At 67.1% G+C, this 15,107-nt stretch carries 18 protein-coding genes; 9 read left to right on the forward strand and 9 right to left on the reverse strand.

The features are described from left to right. Nucleotides 1-5: 5 nt before the first annotated feature. Entirely contained in the window at nt 6-269 is a 264-nt protein-coding gene (locus RCH21_RS05475; RefSeq protein WP_120147284.1) for a glutaredoxin family protein, read from the forward strand. A gap of 178 nt (nt 270-447) precedes the next feature. Beyond that, nucleotides 448-1,149 carry a redox-sensing transcriptional repressor Rex gene (locus RCH21_RS05480; RefSeq protein ID WP_235830484.1) on the forward strand — a complete coding sequence of 234 codons (702 nt, stop codon included), beginning with the start codon at nt 448-450 and terminating at the stop codon, nt 1,147-1,149. Between the two features lie 14 nt (nt 1,150-1,163). Here the strand turns inward: RCH21_RS05480 and RCH21_RS05485 are convergent, their stop codons facing one another. Next, a complete protein-coding gene (locus tag RCH21_RS05485) occupies nt 1,164-1,847 on the reverse strand; it encodes a hypothetical protein (protein WP_326963519.1) in 684 nt (227 codons plus the stop codon). 210 nt (nt 1,848-2,057) lie between these two features. Beyond that, nucleotides 2,058-2,615: a YceI family protein gene (locus RCH21_RS05490; protein ID WP_120147282.1), complete on the reverse strand. Its 558-nt coding sequence runs from the start codon at nt 2,613-2,615 to the stop codon at nt 2,058-2,060. Nucleotides 2,616-2,787: 172 nt separating this feature from the next. Here RCH21_RS05490 and RCH21_RS05495 point away from each other — a divergent pair, with 172 nt between their 5' ends. From RCH21_RS05495 to ccsB, 5 genes are all read left to right on the forward strand, one after another. Next, nucleotides 2,788-3,465 carry a histidine phosphatase family protein gene (locus RCH21_RS05495; RefSeq protein ID WP_120147281.1) on the forward strand — a complete coding sequence of 226 codons (678 nt, stop codon included), beginning with the start codon at nt 2,788-2,790 and terminating at the stop codon, nt 3,463-3,465. A gap of 27 nt (nt 3,466-3,492) precedes the next feature. Next, nucleotides 3,493-4,125 carry a TlpA family protein disulfide reductase gene (locus RCH21_RS05500; protein ID WP_442784670.1) on the forward strand — a complete coding sequence of 211 codons (633 nt, stop codon included), beginning with the start codon at nt 3,493-3,495 and terminating at the stop codon, nt 4,123-4,125. Nucleotides 4,126-4,146: 21 nt separating this feature from the next. Further along, nucleotides 4,147-4,950, forward strand: a complete 804-nt coding sequence (locus RCH21_RS05505; protein WP_326963520.1) for a cytochrome c biogenesis CcdA family protein — start codon at nt 4,147-4,149, stop codon at nt 4,948-4,950. A 76-nt stretch (nt 4,951-5,026) separates the two neighbouring features. After that, complete coding sequence (gene resB, locus RCH21_RS05510) at nt 5,027-6,751, forward strand: cytochrome c biogenesis protein ResB (RefSeq protein WP_442784671.1); 1,725 nt, start codon at nt 5,027-5,029, stop codon at nt 6,749-6,751. Further along, the gene (ccsB, locus tag RCH21_RS05515; RefSeq protein ID WP_120147279.1) at nt 6,751-7,785 is read left to right on the forward strand and encodes a c-type cytochrome biogenesis protein CcsB; all 1,035 of its coding nucleotides are present in this window, start codon (nt 6,751-6,753) and stop codon (nt 7,783-7,785) included. The genes resB and ccsB overlap by 1 nt, the downstream gene beginning before the upstream one ends. Before the next feature lie 306 nt (nt 7,786-8,091). On the opposite strand, the gene RCH21_RS05520 is transcribed toward ccsB, so the two are convergent. After that, a complete protein-coding gene (locus tag RCH21_RS05520) occupies nt 8,092-8,538 on the reverse strand; it encodes a PLD nuclease N-terminal domain-containing protein (RefSeq protein ID WP_326963521.1) in 447 nt (148 codons plus the stop codon). 30 nt (nt 8,539-8,568) lie between these two features. Here RCH21_RS05520 and RCH21_RS05525 point away from each other — a divergent pair, with 30 nt between their 5' ends. Next, nucleotides 8,569-8,862 (forward strand): DUF4229 domain-containing protein, encoded by a 294-nt coding sequence (locus RCH21_RS05525; RefSeq protein ID WP_326963522.1) that lies wholly within the window; start codon nt 8,569-8,571, stop codon nt 8,860-8,862. Nucleotides 8,863-8,972: 110 nt separating this feature from the next. Here the strand turns inward: RCH21_RS05525 and RCH21_RS05530 are convergent, their stop codons facing one another. From RCH21_RS05530 to RCH21_RS05545, 4 genes are read right to left on the reverse strand one after another with little or no spacing between them, the layout of a single operon-like run. Continuing rightward, a complete protein-coding gene (locus RCH21_RS05530; RefSeq protein WP_326963523.1) occupies nt 8,973-9,857 on the reverse strand; it encodes a 1,4-dihydroxy-2-naphthoate polyprenyltransferase in 885 nt (294 codons plus the stop codon). Between the two features lie 47 nt (nt 9,858-9,904). Next, the gene (locus RCH21_RS05535; protein ID WP_326963524.1) at nt 9,905-11,035 is read right to left on the reverse strand and encodes an AMP-binding protein; all 1,131 of its coding nucleotides are present in this window, start codon (nt 11,033-11,035) and stop codon (nt 9,905-9,907) included. 7 nt (nt 11,036-11,042) lie between these two features. Continuing rightward, nucleotides 11,043-11,996, reverse strand: a complete 954-nt coding sequence (locus RCH21_RS05540) for a 1,4-dihydroxy-2-naphthoyl-CoA synthase (RefSeq protein ID WP_326963525.1) — start codon at nt 11,994-11,996, stop codon at nt 11,043-11,045. A 46-nt stretch (nt 11,997-12,042) separates the two neighbouring features. Further along, nucleotides 12,043-12,480: a VOC family protein gene (locus tag RCH21_RS05545; RefSeq protein ID WP_120147273.1), complete on the reverse strand. Its 438-nt coding sequence runs from the start codon at nt 12,478-12,480 to the stop codon at nt 12,043-12,045. A gap of 182 nt (nt 12,481-12,662) precedes the next feature. Here RCH21_RS05545 and RCH21_RS05550 point away from each other — a divergent pair, with 182 nt between their 5' ends. Further along, entirely contained in the window at nt 12,663-13,472 is an 810-nt protein-coding gene (locus RCH21_RS05550; protein WP_326963526.1) for a tyrosine-protein phosphatase, read from the forward strand. 72 nt (nt 13,473-13,544) lie between these two features. On the opposite strand, the gene RCH21_RS05555 is transcribed toward RCH21_RS05550, so the two are convergent. Further along, a complete protein-coding gene (locus RCH21_RS05555) occupies nt 13,545-14,399 on the reverse strand; it encodes an SGNH/GDSL hydrolase family protein (RefSeq protein WP_326963527.1) in 855 nt (284 codons plus the stop codon). Beyond that, nucleotides 14,396-14,827, reverse strand: coding sequence for a PaaI family thioesterase (locus tag RCH21_RS05560; RefSeq protein WP_326963528.1), 432 nt, complete (start codon nt 14,825-14,827; stop codon nt 14,396-14,398). Before RCH21_RS05560 ends, RCH21_RS05555 begins: the two co-directional genes overlap by 4 nt. Between the last annotated feature and the right edge of the window lie 280 nt (nt 14,828-15,107).

Raw genomic sequence — 15,107 nt, forward strand, 5'->3', positions numbered from 1 at the left:
GAACGATGGAAACACCCGCCCAGCTACCCGGTCCCGGCGTCGTCCTGCTGACCCGCCCCGCATGTCATCTCTGCGAGGACGCGAGACTCGTGGTGGCACGCGTGACGGACGAGCTCGGGCTGGAATGGCGGGAGCTGTCGGTGAGTGACGCGCCTGCCCTGGGGGCGCGGTTCGCGGAGGAGTTGCCCGTGCTGTTCATCGACGGAGTGCAGCGCGACTTCTGGTCCATCGACGAGTCGAGGCTGCGGCGGCTTCTGTCCCAGGGGTGACCGGCCATGCCCGGGCTCATCCCGGGCACAGGCCGCCCCACGGGCGCGGCCTGCATCCAGGGTGTGCACAAGCTTGGTGGCCCTGCGTCCTCAGCATAAAGTGGACCTACGTCCGCCCGACGTGGAGGGATCCTTCCGCCGATCGGGTGCTTTGGCGCTAGCAACGGAGCCGATAACAGTGACAACGCCGGACACGCCAGGCCTTGAGCCCGTGGGCGATCCGGTGCGCCACATACCGCCCGCCTCGGTGGCACGCCTCACCATCTACCTCCGTGCCCTCAACTCGCTCCTGGGCGAGGGCATCCAGCGGGTCTCCTCGGAAGAATTGGCGGATGCCGCCGGGGTGAATTCACCGATGCTCCGCAAGGACCTCTCCTACCTCGGGTCCTACGGGACGCGCGGTGTCGGCTACGAGGTGCAGTACCTCAACCGGCAGATTTCCCTCGCCCTCGGTTTGACGCTCGACTGGCGCGTGGCGATCGTCGGCGTGGGCAACCTCGGCCGTGCGCTCGCCGGCTACTCCGGATTCGTCTCGCGGGGCTTCGAGATCGTTGCACTGTTCGATGCCGATCAACTCGTCGTCGGGTCGGAGGTGGGCTACCTCCGGGTGAGTGCCGTGGCCGACCTCGAGGCGGTGCTCGACCGCACACGCACCAACATGGCGGTTCTTGCGGTCCCCGGAGCGGTCGCGCAGGAACTGTGCGACCGCCTCGTCGCCGCCGGGATCTCGAGCATCCTCAGTTTTGCACCCGTGGTGCTCCAGGTGCCGTCACACGTGCAGTTGCGGAAAGTGGACATGTCGACCGAACTGGAGATCCTGGCATATCACGCCCAAAGGGCGCAGGAACCGGACCTTGGTCCGATCTCCCGCGCCCAGTAGGTGCGTGCTGGTCCTCAGTACCCGAGGCGCTGCGGAGCGAAGTAGGGGCGCGCGGGCTTCAGGTACGTCATGACGACGCCGGCCACACCGAGGAGCATGACCAGGATGTCGAGCGCCGTGCTGAAGCCCGATATCGGGGGAATCGTCTGCCCGCTGGCTTCGACGGCCCGGTTGGCGATGGGCAGGAGCAGCAGCCCGCCGAGAACCAGCAGCACGTTCAGTGTCGCCAGCACGGTTGCAGTGATGCGGGCCCAGTTCTGCCCCTTCCTGATGAAGACGGCCAGGACGACGTAGACCGCCGCGAAGAGCACCGCGAACACCAGCCCCACCCCGACGCCGAGTGATGCCCCCGCCATGTCCGGGATCTCGGCGGTGAGGGAGGAGATGATCGAGGACACCAGGTAGGCGGCACCGGCAGCCAGGATCAGGTAGTAGGCCCTCATGACTTCCTTGGGTGCCGGCCCCTTCTCGGTCCGGCCAGCGTCGCCGCCCGAGCTCGGGTAGGCGTAACCCGAGGGCTGTGCCGCCTGGTAGCCGTACGGGCTGCCGACGTCCTGCCGGCCGTAGGGGGTCGGCTGTGCCTGCTGCCCCTTGCCCTGCTGCCCATCGGGACTGTGTCCGGAGCCGTTCCCGCCGGGCGGGTTCCATGCTTGTCCGTCGTCGTTCCTGTTGCCTGGGGTGTCCTGTGGCGTGCTCATTACGGCGTCCTCCGTCGTGCATTCGTCAGGTTGTTCCGGACCTTCATCACCGCATCGGTGCCCCCATGGACGTACCCGGCGCGGTTGCCTTCACCGCCAGCCTAGTTCCCCGCTTCCGTGCCATGACACCGCTTAACGCCGACGGCCGACGTCGTCAAGGGGACGACGTCGGCCGGAAGGCGTTCGGACGGGAGCGGTGTGCGCTCCGGATCAGACCGTTACGACGGCGGGCGCCACGAACTGTGCCTCGATGCTGATGGTCACCTTGTCGCCGACGAGGACGCCGCCGGCTTCGAGGGCCGCGTTCCAGGTGAGGCCGAAGTCCTTGCGGGAGATGCTGGTGGATGCCGAGACGCCGGCGCGGGTGATGCCGAAGGGATCGACAGCCACACCGTTGAAGTCGGTGTCGAGGACGACGGACTTGGTGATGCCGCGGATGGTGAGGTCGCCGGTGATGGTGTAGCTCTCGCCCGAGCCCGCATGCGAGGTGGAGACGAAGGTCATCTCGGGAAACTGCTCGACGTCGAAGAAGTCGGCGCCCTTGACGTGGCCGTCGCGGTTCTCGTCACCCGAGGTGAAGGAAGCCGTCTTGATCGTCACGACGATGGCGGAGTCCTCGAGGGAGGAGCCGACCGTGAGTGCTGCATCGACGTCCTTGAAGGAGCCGCGAACCTTGCTGATGCCTGCGTGGCGGACGCTGAAGCCGACCTCGCTGTGTGTGGGATCGAAGGACCAGGTGCCGGAGGTGAGGCCTGAGGGGACAGTCATGATGAACTCCTGAAGTGGGTGGGAGGCAATTGCTTACACATTAGAAAAGCATGCGTATGCATGTTTTATTCCACAACTAGGTCAAACATTCAACCAATCCTCCGACAAGGAGGTCCCTCACGCCCTGCCCCGCCGATTGGCCGTGGCACGGAGCATGCGGGAAACTGGAGGAATGCAGAGATCAACCGTCCACCTGGTGCGCCACGGTGAGGTCCACAACCCGGAGGGGGTCCTCTACGGGAGGCTCCCCGAGTTCCACCTCTCGGACCTGGGCCGGGAGATGGCCGCGCAGATGGCCGGGCATTTCGAGCAGCGGCGGAATGAGGGGGCCAACCTCGTGCTGCTCGTTGCCTCCCCCCTGGCACGGGCGCAGGAGACCGCGCAGCCCGTCGCGGACGCGCTGGGCCTCCAGATCACCACGGACGAGCGCATCATCGAGGCGGAGAACCGCTTTGAGGGCATGTCGAAGATCAAGAGCCGACTCCGCCAGCCACGGTATTGGCCACTGCTCGTCAATCCCTTTCGGCCCTCATGGGGGGAGCCTTACAGCCAGCAGGCGGAGCGCGTCATGGAGGGCGTGCACGCAGCGCGGCGTCGTGCCCTCGAGCTGGCCGGGAGCAGCACGTCCGACGCTCCCGCCGAAGCCATCCTCGTGAGTCACCAGCTCCCGATCTGGGTGACGAGGCTTGCTGCGGAGCGCCGTCGCCTGTGGCACGACCCACGCCAGCGTGAGTGCACGCTCACCTCCGTCACGTCGATCGACTTCGACGGAGACACCATCCGGCGCGTGCGCTACGCGGAGCCGTGCGCGGACCTGCTGCCCGGTGCGGCGAATGTCCCCGGGGCGTAATAGAATTACTACACGTCGTAGAAATTCATGAGGGAAGTCGTGACACCAACCGTTCGCTCCACGAAGCGCCGAGTCCTGCTCAAGCTGGGCATGGCGCTGGCACTCAGCGTGCCGGTGTCCCTCGTGGTGACGTCCTGCGCCGCCGATGATCCCCTGGCCCAGCAGGCCGACGCCGGCGACGGCAAGAACTACATCGCCGGTGATGGCTCCGTCACCGAATACACGGCAACGGATCGCGGCGAACCCGTCGAGCTGACCGGAGCCCTGTTCGACGGCACGTCGGTGTCCAGCTCGGAGTGGATCGGACAGGTCACCGTGCTCAACTTCTGGTACGCCTCGTGCGCGCCATGCAGGGAGGAGGCACCGGACCTGGTCGCGCTCCACGACGAGTACGTACCGCAGGGTGCCGCCTTCTACGGCGTGAACATCCGTGACGAGCAGGCTACCGCGGAGGCCTTCGAGCGGAGCTTCGGCATCCCTTACGAGAGTTTCGACGACAAGGACGGCGATGTCCTGCTCGACATGACGCAGTACGTCCCGCCGCAGGCCGTTCCCACCACCATCGTGCTCGACAAGGAGGGCCGGGTGTCCGCCCGAATCCTCGGCCTCGCTGATCGCAGCACGCTGAACGCCCTGATCTCCGATGCCCTTGCCGAGTAGCGCTCGGCGCGCGTCCTGCCGATGACCCTGCCGATGATGGGCCTACCGGCCGCCTCCGTTCCCTCCGTCGCGGGGAACGCCTTTGCCGACGCCGTGCTCAACGGGTCCATGCTCCTCGCCCTGCCCGTCGCCCTGCTGGCGGGTCTCGTCTCGTTCGCCTCACCCTGCGTCCTGCCGCTGGTCCCCGGTTACCTCGGGTACGTCACGGGGCTGACAGGCGTGGACCTCGAAAAACAGACGAAGGGCCGGATGGTCGCCGGGATCGGGCTGTTCGTGCTCGGTTTCTCGGTGGTGTTCATGGCGTACGGCACGCTCTTCGGCCAACTCGGGGCCTTCCTCCGCGTCTCGCAGGGATGGCTGATCCAGGTATTCGGCGTCGTCGTGATCCTCCTGGGCATTGTCTTCATGGGCGGATTCTCCTGGTTCCAGCGCGAGAGCCGTCTCCATACGAAGGTGCCCGCCGGTTTGCTGGGAGCTCCGCTGCTCGGACTCACCTTCGGACTCGGCTGGGCGCCGTGCATCGGCCCGACCCTCGGTGCCGTCCAGCTCCTGGCCATCTCCGGAAATGACGCGACCGCGCTGAAGGGGGCCCTACTGACCTTCGTCTACTGCCTGGGGCTCGGCCTCCCGTTCCTGCTGATCGCGCTCGGCGTCCGGCGGGGGATGGGGGCACTCGCATTCTTCCGGAAACACCGGCTCCTGCTGCAGCGGGCCGGGGGAGGCATGCTGGTCCTCGTCGGCGTGCTCATGGTGACGGGTCTCTGGAACTTCTGGATCACGCAGCTGCAGGATGTTCTGATCGGCAACGTGGTGTTGCCGATCTGAGGGGCATGACCGGCTCACACAGGACTTCACGCAAGAGTTCACGCACGAGGAAACGACAGCTGATGGAAAGGGAACAGTGAAGCAGGACGTCTCGCAGGATACGAAGGGCAGGGCCGGCGCCGGCAGCAGCGGTACCGACGTCGTCCTGCCCTCACTCGGGTTCCTCGGAACCGTGCGGTGGGCCTGGACGCAGCTGACGAGCATGCGCTCCGCGCTGTTCCTGCTCCTCCTGCTCGCCGTCGCGGCGGTCCCCGGATCGTTGTTCCCCCAGCGGCCCGCGAACCCCGCCATCGTCACGCAGTACATCCAGAACAATCCGGACACCGGTCCCGTGCTCGACTGGTTCCAGCTCTTCGACGTGTACTCGTCGGTCTGGTTCTCCTCGATCTACCTCCTGCTCTTCATATCGCTCATCGGCTGCGTGGTGCCCCGTGCCCTCGCCCACTTCAGGGCCGTGCGGTCGACACCGCCCCGCACGCCCAGGCGGCTCTCGCGCCTTCCCGTCTACGGCACGGTCGAGGTTCCCGCACACCAGGCGCGTGCTGCCGGCCTGACGCCGTCAGCCGCGGCAGAGCAGGCTGCCGCCCTCCTCAAGAAACGCGGTTACCGCGTGGATGTCCGCGATGCCGGAACGGACCGTCCCTCGGTTGGAGCAGAGAGGGGCCTCGCGAAGGAACTCGGCAACCTCATCTTCCACACCTCGCTCATCGGCGTGCTCGTCTCGGTCGCCGTCGGCGGGCTCTTCGGCTACAACGGCCAGAAGGTCATTGTCGAGGGGGACAGCTTCGTCAATACCCTGATCGGCTACGACAGCTTCAATCCGGGCTCCAACTTCTCCGATGACCAGCTCCAGCCCTACTCGATCCGGCTCGACGCGTTCGATGTCCGCTTCGATCGTGAGCAGACGAGCCACTACGGACAGCCGCTGGACTTCACGGCCAACGTGACCACGCAGGACGGCCCGGGTGAGGGAGAGGAGTCGCAGGTCCTCAAGGTCAACGCGCCTCTGACGATCGGCGGAACCAACGTCTACCTCGTCGGCAACGGCTATGCGCCCGTCGTCACGGTGCGCGACGGCGAGGGCAACATCGCGTCGCAGGGGCCGGTCGTTTCGGTTCCATCGGACGGCCTGTACACCTCGCTGATCGTGATCAAGGCTCCCGACGCGAAGCCGGACCAGCTCGGCTTCGTGGGCTTCTTCCTCCCGACCGCCTTCGTCGACGAGAAGGGTGTCTCCTTCTCGCGGGACCCCGACCCCTTCAATCCCCAGCTGAACCTGAACTCCTACTACGGCGACCTCGGCCTCGACGACGGGACGCCTGAGAACGTCTACGTGCTCGACACCGAGAACCTGACCGAGCTCAACAGCCGGAACAACGAGGACGGCGGGATCGTGCTCGGCGTCGGCCAGACCTACGACCTGCCGGAGGGCAAGGGATCGGTCACCTTCGACGGCCTCAAGCGATACGTGGCCCTCGACATCCACCACGATCCGGGCGAGGTCGGGGCGTTGGTGTTCTCGACGCTGGCCCTGCTCGGGCTCACCGCCTCGCTGTTCATCGGCAGGCGCAGGCTCTGGGTCAGGACCGGGGAACACCCGGACGGCCGGATCATGGTGGAGTACGGATTGCTGGCCCGCGGCGAGGACCATCGCCTCCCCGCGGAGGGCAAGGCCGTCGAGAAACTACTGGCGGACCTCTGGTTGGTGCCGGACGGCGCCGAGCAGGAAAATAGGGTGCAGGGTGCCGTCCCATCGGCAGCAGGCACAGGGCAGTCGCACCACAACCCAAAGGACAACTGATGCCACAACCAGTCAACGCCGGCCTCGGGGAGATCAGCGAGCTCTTCATGCTGCTGGCCTCCATCGCGTACGTGGTGGCCCTCATCTTCTTCGTGCTGGACCTCGTGAAATCGAGTTCGACCATCACCGCCCTCGAGTCCCGACTCGCCGGCGAAAACGCCGCTCCCGAACGCGCCCTTGCGGGTATCGGGGCACGGGCGGCGGGTTCGACGACGTCGGGCGCTACGTCGTCGCCCGCCACGGCCGACGATTCGATGGACTACGGCTCCGGTCCGCGACGCGGGACTGCCCGCGTCGCGGTGTCCCTGACGATCCTCGCGGCCGTCATCCACGGCGCCGCGGTCGTCACCCGCGGCGTCGCTGCCCACCGTGTGCCCTGGGGCAACATGTACGAGTTCTGCACCACGGGAGCGTTCCTCGTGGCTGCCATCTTCCTCATCACGCTCACCCGCAAGGACCTGCGCTTCGTCGGTTCGTTCGTGGTGGGTCTCGTCGTCATCATGCTCTGCGCGGCCACCGTGGGCTTCCCCACGCCCGTCGCCCGGCTGATTCCGGCCCTGCAGAGCTACTGGCTGATCGTGCACGTGTCGATCGCCGTCGCCTCCTCGGCGCTGTTCACCATCACGTTCGCCATGTCGGTGCTCCAGCTGCTCCAGACCTCCCGCGAGGCGAAACTGCTCGCGGGCAAGACCGACACGGCGAAGTTCCTGCGCCTCGTGCCGTCCGCCCTGAGCCTCGAGAACCTCTCCTACCGCCTGAACGCCATTGCCTTCGTGGGATGGACCTTCACCCTGATGGCCGGTGCCATCTGGGCCGAGCAGGCGTGGGGCCGCTACTGGGGCTGGGACACCAAGGAGGTCTGGACCTTCGTGATCTGGACCGTCTACGCCGGCTACCTGCACGCTCGTGCGACGCGCGGCTGGACAGGCACGCGCGCCGCGTGGCTCTCGATCGTCGGGTACCTCTGCATCGTCTTCAACTTCACGATCGTCAACATCTACTTCTCGGGACTGCACAGCTACTCCGGAGTCTAGGGACAGCACCGGCAGCCCTGACAGCCGCCCTCGACGTCGGAAGCCCCGCGGCACACAGCCGCGGGGCTTCTTCGTGCGCTGCGTGCCCTCCGCGGTGCCGGGTGCTCCCGGGTGCAGCGGTCGTGCCGCTCCTCGGTCGGACCCCTGCGTCATGGTGCGGCTACGCTCCTCCCACCCTCCGGCAGCCGGAAGTGGGAATGTTCGAACATGCCCACTCCGGAGCGCCGAACAGTGGGAGACTCCGACGCGGAATCGCCAGGAAGGGTTGTCGGAACGGCGGCGTGTATGGACCCGAGGGCGTGCGTCCTACGGGCGGTGGGCGCCCGCCGGACCGGATCCGGCGTCGTCGTTACCTTCGCCGTCGCGCTTGTCGTCCTTCACTGGACGGTCCTTGCCTGCGTCGCCGGCCTTGGCGTCGAGATCCTTCTGCTCCCGCTCGCGGCGGCGCCTTTCCTGCTCAAGCGCCTGCTTCCTGCGCTGGGCCTCGAGGTTCTGGAGGAAGGCAGGGTCGTCGTCCGGGGCGGTCGGCTTGCGTGGGGCAGGACGGCGCGGCCCGGAGGGGCCTTCGTGCCGTGGGCGGCCGAGGAGGAACCACATACCAGCACCGATGAGCGGCAGAATCAGGATGGTGACGAACCAGGCAGTCTTCGAGATGCTCCGCACTTCGTGTTTTCGACTCATGACGCAATCGATCAGTGCATAGATGACGACGGCGACTCCGAGGATCGCGGCGAAGAGCAGGAGGCGGGGCATGCGCCAATTGTAGGCGAGTAAACTTGGAGTGTGGCCTTCCTCAAATTCAGCGCCCTGCGCCTCCTGCTGATCGTCGTTTTCTATGTGGCCTGCATGCTGCTGGGTCTTGGAATCTTCATGTCCGCCGCGGTGGCCGCGATCCTTGCCTGGTGCGTCACGTACCTCTTCGCACGTAATCTCCGGGATGCCGCCGCAGCTACCCTCCAGCGCCGCTTCACGCCTGGAGCGCCGCCCGTCCGCACCGCCGTCGAACTCGACGACGCCGCCGCAGAGGACGCGCTGGACCCCAACACCCCGATCAACTCGGACCGCAAACCGCGCTGACGGCGCCCTGCAGGGACGGTGCCCGGACGTCGTTCCTGGTCGTAGGACGGGCAGTGTCGTAGGACGGGCAGCGAGGCTGCAGGGAACAGCGGTCGAGCACCGCGTATGAGCTAGGCGAGAACCGTCGTGATTCCGATGCCCGCCGCGAACAGGACGCTGAACGCGAGGTTGATCAGCCCGGTCTGCTTGAGCACGGGGATCAGGCTCTTCCGCTTCTTCCCCTTCAGCATGAGCCAGCTCGGCATGAGGCAGGCCGGGATGAGCAGCAGGACAAGCAGGACCCACGGGTAGTCGTAGCTGAGGAACAACGGCAGCAGGATGGCTGCGGCGAGCATCATGACGTAGGTGATACGTGCGGCCGTGTCCCCGAGCCGGACCGCGAGCGTCTTCTTGCCCACCACACTGTCCGTCGGGATGTCGCGGACGTTGTTGGCCATCAGGAGCGCCGTGGCGATCAGGCCGGTGCACACCGCACCGATCCAGGCGGCGGCGCTGAGCTGGTTCGCCTGCGTGAAGGTGGTACCGAGGGTGGCGACGAGTCCGAAGAACACGAAGACGAAGACATCGCCCAGTCCCAGGTAGCCATAGGGATTCTTGCCGCCCGTGTATCCCCAGGCTGCGGCGATGCAGCCGATGCCGACGAGCAGCAGGAACCAGGTCTGCGACAGGATGATCAGCGCCAGACCCGCGAGCATCGCGAGTCCGAGGGCAGCGAACGCCGCGGCCTTCACGTGATGTGGCTTCGCTGCGCCGGAGCCGGTGAGGCGCAGGGGGCCGACGCGCTCGTCGTCGGTCCCGCGGATTCCGTCGGAGTAGTCGTTCGCGTAGTTCACACCGACCTGCAGCAGCACCGAGACGATCGCCGCGAGCACTGCGTTGAGGGGTTTGAACGAACCCAGTCCGAAGGCGGCCGCACTGCCGATGATCACCGGAGCGAACGCCATCGGGAGGGTGCGGGGGCGGGCTCCTTCAAGCCACTGAGCGGCAGTCGCCACGGATTGATCCTTCTGGTCGGTTCGAGCGTCGGTCGGTGCTGGACGTGCTAGGCGTGTTCGAGCAATGAGTGGATGGTGCGGCGGTCGGGTTTCCCGCCTGGAAGCAGCGGGAAGGCGTCGAGAGTGACGATCACCTTCGGGACCGCGTGTGCTCCCAGTTCGACATGGACGGCCTGCCGGATGACGTCGGCATCGACATCGCCCACGATGGCGGCGGCAACGGCGGTTCCCCATTCCTCGCTGCGGACACCGAGGACCATGGCCTGTCCGACGCCGGGAAGCGCCTCGATGACGTCGGCGACCCTCGTCGCGGACACCTTGAGGGCACCCGTGATGATGACGTCGTCGAGCCTTCCATGCACCGTGACCGAACCGTCGAGCGCCACGTCACCGGCGTCGTCGGTGACGAACCACCGCTGCCCCGAGTTGAAGGCGAACCGCTCCTCGGTCAGGGCGGGGGCTCCGAGGTACCCCTCGGCGAGGACGGCGCCGCCGATGCGCAGCCGCCCGTCCACCGAGCGGAGCTCGACGCCGTCGAGCGGGGTGCCGTCGTAGACGCACCCTCCGCAGGTCTCGCTCATGCCGTAGGTCTCGACGACCTTCAAGTCGTGGCTGCGTGCCAACGCACGCAGGGCGGCGCCGGCGGGTGCCCCGCCGAGGAGGATGCGGTCGAAACGGCGCAGCAGCCGGAGCGTCTCGATTGAAGGGTCTGCCAGCAGCCTGTGCAGCTGTGTGGGGACGAGCGAGGTGAACCGGACGCGGTCGGTCAGCTCCGCCGCGGCGTCGGTGAAGGCCTTCGTCGTGAAGCCGTCCGACCTGTCCATGACCCAGGGCTGCGTGCCGGCGAAAAGGGAGCGGACGAGTACCTGGAACCCGGCGACGTAGTGGACGGGAAGTGTGAGGAGCCATTGGCCCTCCGCCCTGAGGGCGAAGGCGGTGCCGCTGGCGGATGCTGCGAGGGCGTCGACGCTGAGCATCGTCTGCTTCGGGGTGCCTGTGGAGCCCGATGTGCTGATCACGGCGGCGATCTCGTCGTTCGGCAGCGTTCCCTCGAAGACCTGGTCCGGCAGGGCATGGGGTGCGACGGCGGGACCCTCGCCCGCGAGCGCGGCGGCGAGGGGTTTCAGCAGGTCGAGGGGATCGAAGCCCTCGGGCGTGTGGATGGGAAGAAGTTCCACGTTGCTCCTAGAAGTAGTAGGGGAACGAGGACCAGTCCGGAGCGCGTTTCTCCAGGAACGCCTCCTTGCCCTCCACCGCCTCGTCGGTCATGTAGGCGAGGCGCGTGGCCTCGCCCGCGAAGACCTGCTGGCCCGCGAGACCGTCGTCGGCGAGATTGAAGGCGAACTTGAGCATGCGGATGGCCTGCGGGCTCTGCCGGGCGATGCCGGCGGCGTAACGGAGCGCCACCGTCTCGAGCTCGTCGTGGTCGACCGCTTCGTTGACGGCACCCATGTCCACCATGTCCTGTGCGGAGTACTCCCGCGCGAGGAAGAAGATCTCCCGAGCCTTCTTCTGGCCGATCTGCCGCGCGAGGAGCGCAGATCCGTAGCCGGCGTCGAAGCTGCCCACGGTGGCGTCGGTCTGCTTGAACTTCCCGTGCTGGGCGGAGGCGATGGTGAGATCGGCGACGACGTGCAGGCTGTGGCCGCCGCCGGCCGCCCAACCGTTGACGACGGCGATGACCACCTTCGGCATCGTACGGATCAGTCTCTGCACCTCGAGGATGTGGAGGCGGCCTGCTCGGGCGGGGTCGATGGTCTCCCTCGTCTCGCCCTCTGCGTAGCGGTAGCCGTCGCGCCCGCGGATCCGCTGGTCGCCGCCCGAGCAGAACGAGTGGCCGCCGTCGCGCGGGCTGGGACCGTTGCCGGTCAGCAGGACGGTGGCGACGTCGGGCGTCATGCGGGCATGATCGAGGGTCCGGTACAGCTCGTCGACGGTGCGAGGGCGGAAGGCGTTGCGCACCTCGGGGCGGTCGAAGGCGATGCGCACGGCCGGAAGGTCCCGCACGACGGCGCCGTCGTCGTCGCGCTCCACCTGGCGGTGGTATGTCATGTCCGTGAGGTCCTCGAAGCCCGTCACCACCCGCCAGCAGGTGGGGTCGAAGATGTCGGATACCTTGGCCGGGAGCTCTGAAGTCACCCGACGAGTCTAGCCGCGCGGCAGGAGGGCTTCCCTTGCACACCGGTCAGGAGATGCAGAACTCGTTGCCCTCGGGGTCGAGCATCACGTACCAGGAGTGCGGGCCCTGCGAGTGCTGTTCGATGTAGCGGGCACCGCGTGCCTCGAGCCGTGCCCGGTGCCCATCGCGATCCTCGCCGCCGAGGTTGACGTCAAGGTGCACGCGGTTCTTCGTAGTCTTCGGCTCGGGTACGGGCTGGAAGAGAATGCGCTCGCGGCCCGAGCGGCCCACGTCGCCGGACCGGCAGATGGCGGCCCCGTCTTTCCAGACGCGCTTCCCGTTGCGTTCGATCACGTCGGATTCGCGGGCGTGGCCCTCGGCGATCATCCTGTCGAGGAACGCCCCGTCCGTGGGCTCGACGGCCCAGTCGAGGGTCGCGGCCCACCAATCGGCCTGGGCGTGCGGGTCCGTGCAGTCGATCGAGATCTGGATGGAGAAGGCCATGGCCACAGGGTAGGGCCAACGCCGGAGCTTTAGGAAGGGTGGGATGCAGGCGCGGTACGCCGCCGTCGCCGTTTCTCGACTCCGGCCCCATGATGCCGGGGCCCTCCGGCAGGAGTGGCGGGGATCCACCGGTAGGAGTGGCCTGGCGTTGCCGGCGCAGGACTGCTTGTTAGGCTTCGGGCATGGACGCCGGACCTGTGCCCACCCCGCGATCTACTGCCGCACCCGTGACCAGCAGCAGGCCGCCGCTCCGACCCGAACTCGAGACCCCGCTCTGGGACGGAGCCGTCAATGCTCGGGACCTCGGCGGGACAGGAGGCCTGGTCCAGCCGGGACGCCTGTACCGGATGGGTCGCCACGAGTGGCTGACGGAGGCAGGCTGGGAGTCGGCCTGGGAGCACGGTGTTCGGAGGGTCATCGACCTGCGAAATCCCTTCGAACGGGGACGCCGCCCCTCGGACCCAGCCGTGGGACGTGAGGTTCTCGACCGGTTCACGCTGGTGAACCTGCCCACGGAGGACCAGTCGGATGCCGAGTTCATGGCACTGGCGGGTCCGTACCTGAACACGCCGGAGCACTACCGCGACAATCTGGGGCGCTGGCCGGAGCGATTCGCTGCGATCGCCAGGGCCTTCATCGCCGCGCCCCGCGGGGGAGTGGTCATCCACTGCGCTGCGGGCAGGGACCGCACCGGCATGGTGACGGCGCTGCTGCTCGACGCCGCAGGAATCGCCCCCGAGGCCATCGCCGGAGACTACGCGACGGCCGTCACCGCCATCAACACCCGGTACCGCGGACAGGAGAAGCCGCACGAGGCGCCGCGCTCGGACGAGGAGCTCACGCTGTGGCTCGAGCACGCGCAGGGACACCTCGCAGGGCTGCTCTCTTCGCTCGACTCCGCGCAGTATCTCCTCGACGCCGGGCTCAGCCGGGTGGAGCTCGATCACCTCAGGAGGAGGTTGACCGACCCCGGCTGGGACGTGCAGTCGTAGGTCGTGACGGCAGGGATCCAGCACTGCGGGAGGCCCAGTCCGACCGGCGACGGACCGGGTCCCGCAGGGAACTCATCGCTGCAGCTGGGCCAGAGTGACAGCGCTTCGGACTGCGGGGAAGTACGCGGACTTGTACCCCTTCGCCGTGGGGTGCAGATTGTCGACGGCGCCGGACCGGAAGGTGATCCAAGGGGACGGGGAACCGAGGCCGCGACCCTCGAACCTCGGCACCACATCGACGAACGTGAAGCCGTGGGCCTCGGCCTGGCTCCTGATGAGCGCATTGAGCGCATCGGTACCCGCATTGAAGGCCGTCTGCGACTCGATCGGGATGACCGGGACGCCGAACTCGGGCGAGAACAGGTGCGGATAACCCGTCACAACCACTTCTGCATCGGGCGCAGCTGACTCGATCGAGTCGTACAGGGTGTCGAGGGATTTGCCCAGGACGGGAAATGCCGTCGCGGTCTTGAACGCAATGAGATTGGCGCAGTCCGCAGGGGATCCGACTGCGCAGACTCCCGCCACCTCGCCGAAGCCGACGTCGTTCCCGCCGGCCGAGATCGTGACGAGGTCGGCGGTCTTCAACTCGGTACCGGCAGAGGCCACCTGGTCGAACAGATCGGCGTCGTCACCCTCTACGTCGACGACCTTCGCACCGGCGCAGGTCGCGTCGGCGACCAGGTCGATCCGCTTCTTCTTGTCGAGCAAGGCGGGCAGCCCCAGTGGAGTCTGTCCACAGCTATTGACGTACGAACCAGCACCGAATCCCGACGCATAGGAGTCGCCGAGGGCCACGTAGGACAGCGGTGCTTTCGGCGCAGCAGCAGCAGGACCGACCGGGCCGCCGATGAGCGCTGCGACCGCACCGGAAAGGGCGACGAGTGTGATGGTGCGAATCCGGGTGGCATGCGCCGTTGCAGTCATGCGCTAACGGTACTCCCGGGAATCCGCTCCTCCAGCAGCAGATTGGTGATGCGGAGCGTGCACAGGCGTTGGCCGGTCTCGTTGGTGATCAGCACCTCGTGAGTCGTCAGGGTGCGGCCGAGATGGATCGGAGTCGCCGTGACCGTGATGCTGCCCTCCCGCGCACTCTTGTGGTGGGTGGCTGAGACGTCCACACCCACCGCCGTCTTCCCGAGCGTCGAGGCGTGGATGACCGCGGCCCACGAGCCGACCGCCTCCCCGACCGCGAGGGACGCTCCGCCGTGCAGGAGGCCGAAGGACTGGCGGTTGCCTTCGACGGGCATGGTCGCCACGACCCGTTCGACAGACTGCTCCAGGATCACCACGCCCATCTTCAGGTCGAGCTCACCCAACTCGATCTTCCATGGGACAACAGGCTCCGGCGTCATCGGGTACAGCTCCTGGTTCGGTGATCGGCTAAATCGCCACTCTAGCGTCGCGTTGCCAGGCAACGTGACGAGCCGGTGCGTAACGATCGGGTCACAGGGTTGTGGCTGGGCACCTTCTGACGTGCGGCGATACCTGTCCCGACTGCGTCCCGAGGCCCGATGGAAGCGCTCCCACTTGACAGTGGTGTGCGTCATAGTCAGGATGAAGGGACAGCGTGAGAGCGCTCCCACCGGAACTGATCCGCCGGTGGGTGGCTCCTCCCACTGCCACCGCTACCCG

It is taken from the genome of Arthrobacter sp. PL16 (assembly GCF_035985055.1).
In the GTDB taxonomy this organism is placed as follows: Bacteria; Actinomycetota; Actinomycetes; order Actinomycetales; family Micrococcaceae; genus Arthrobacter_D; species Arthrobacter_D cheniae.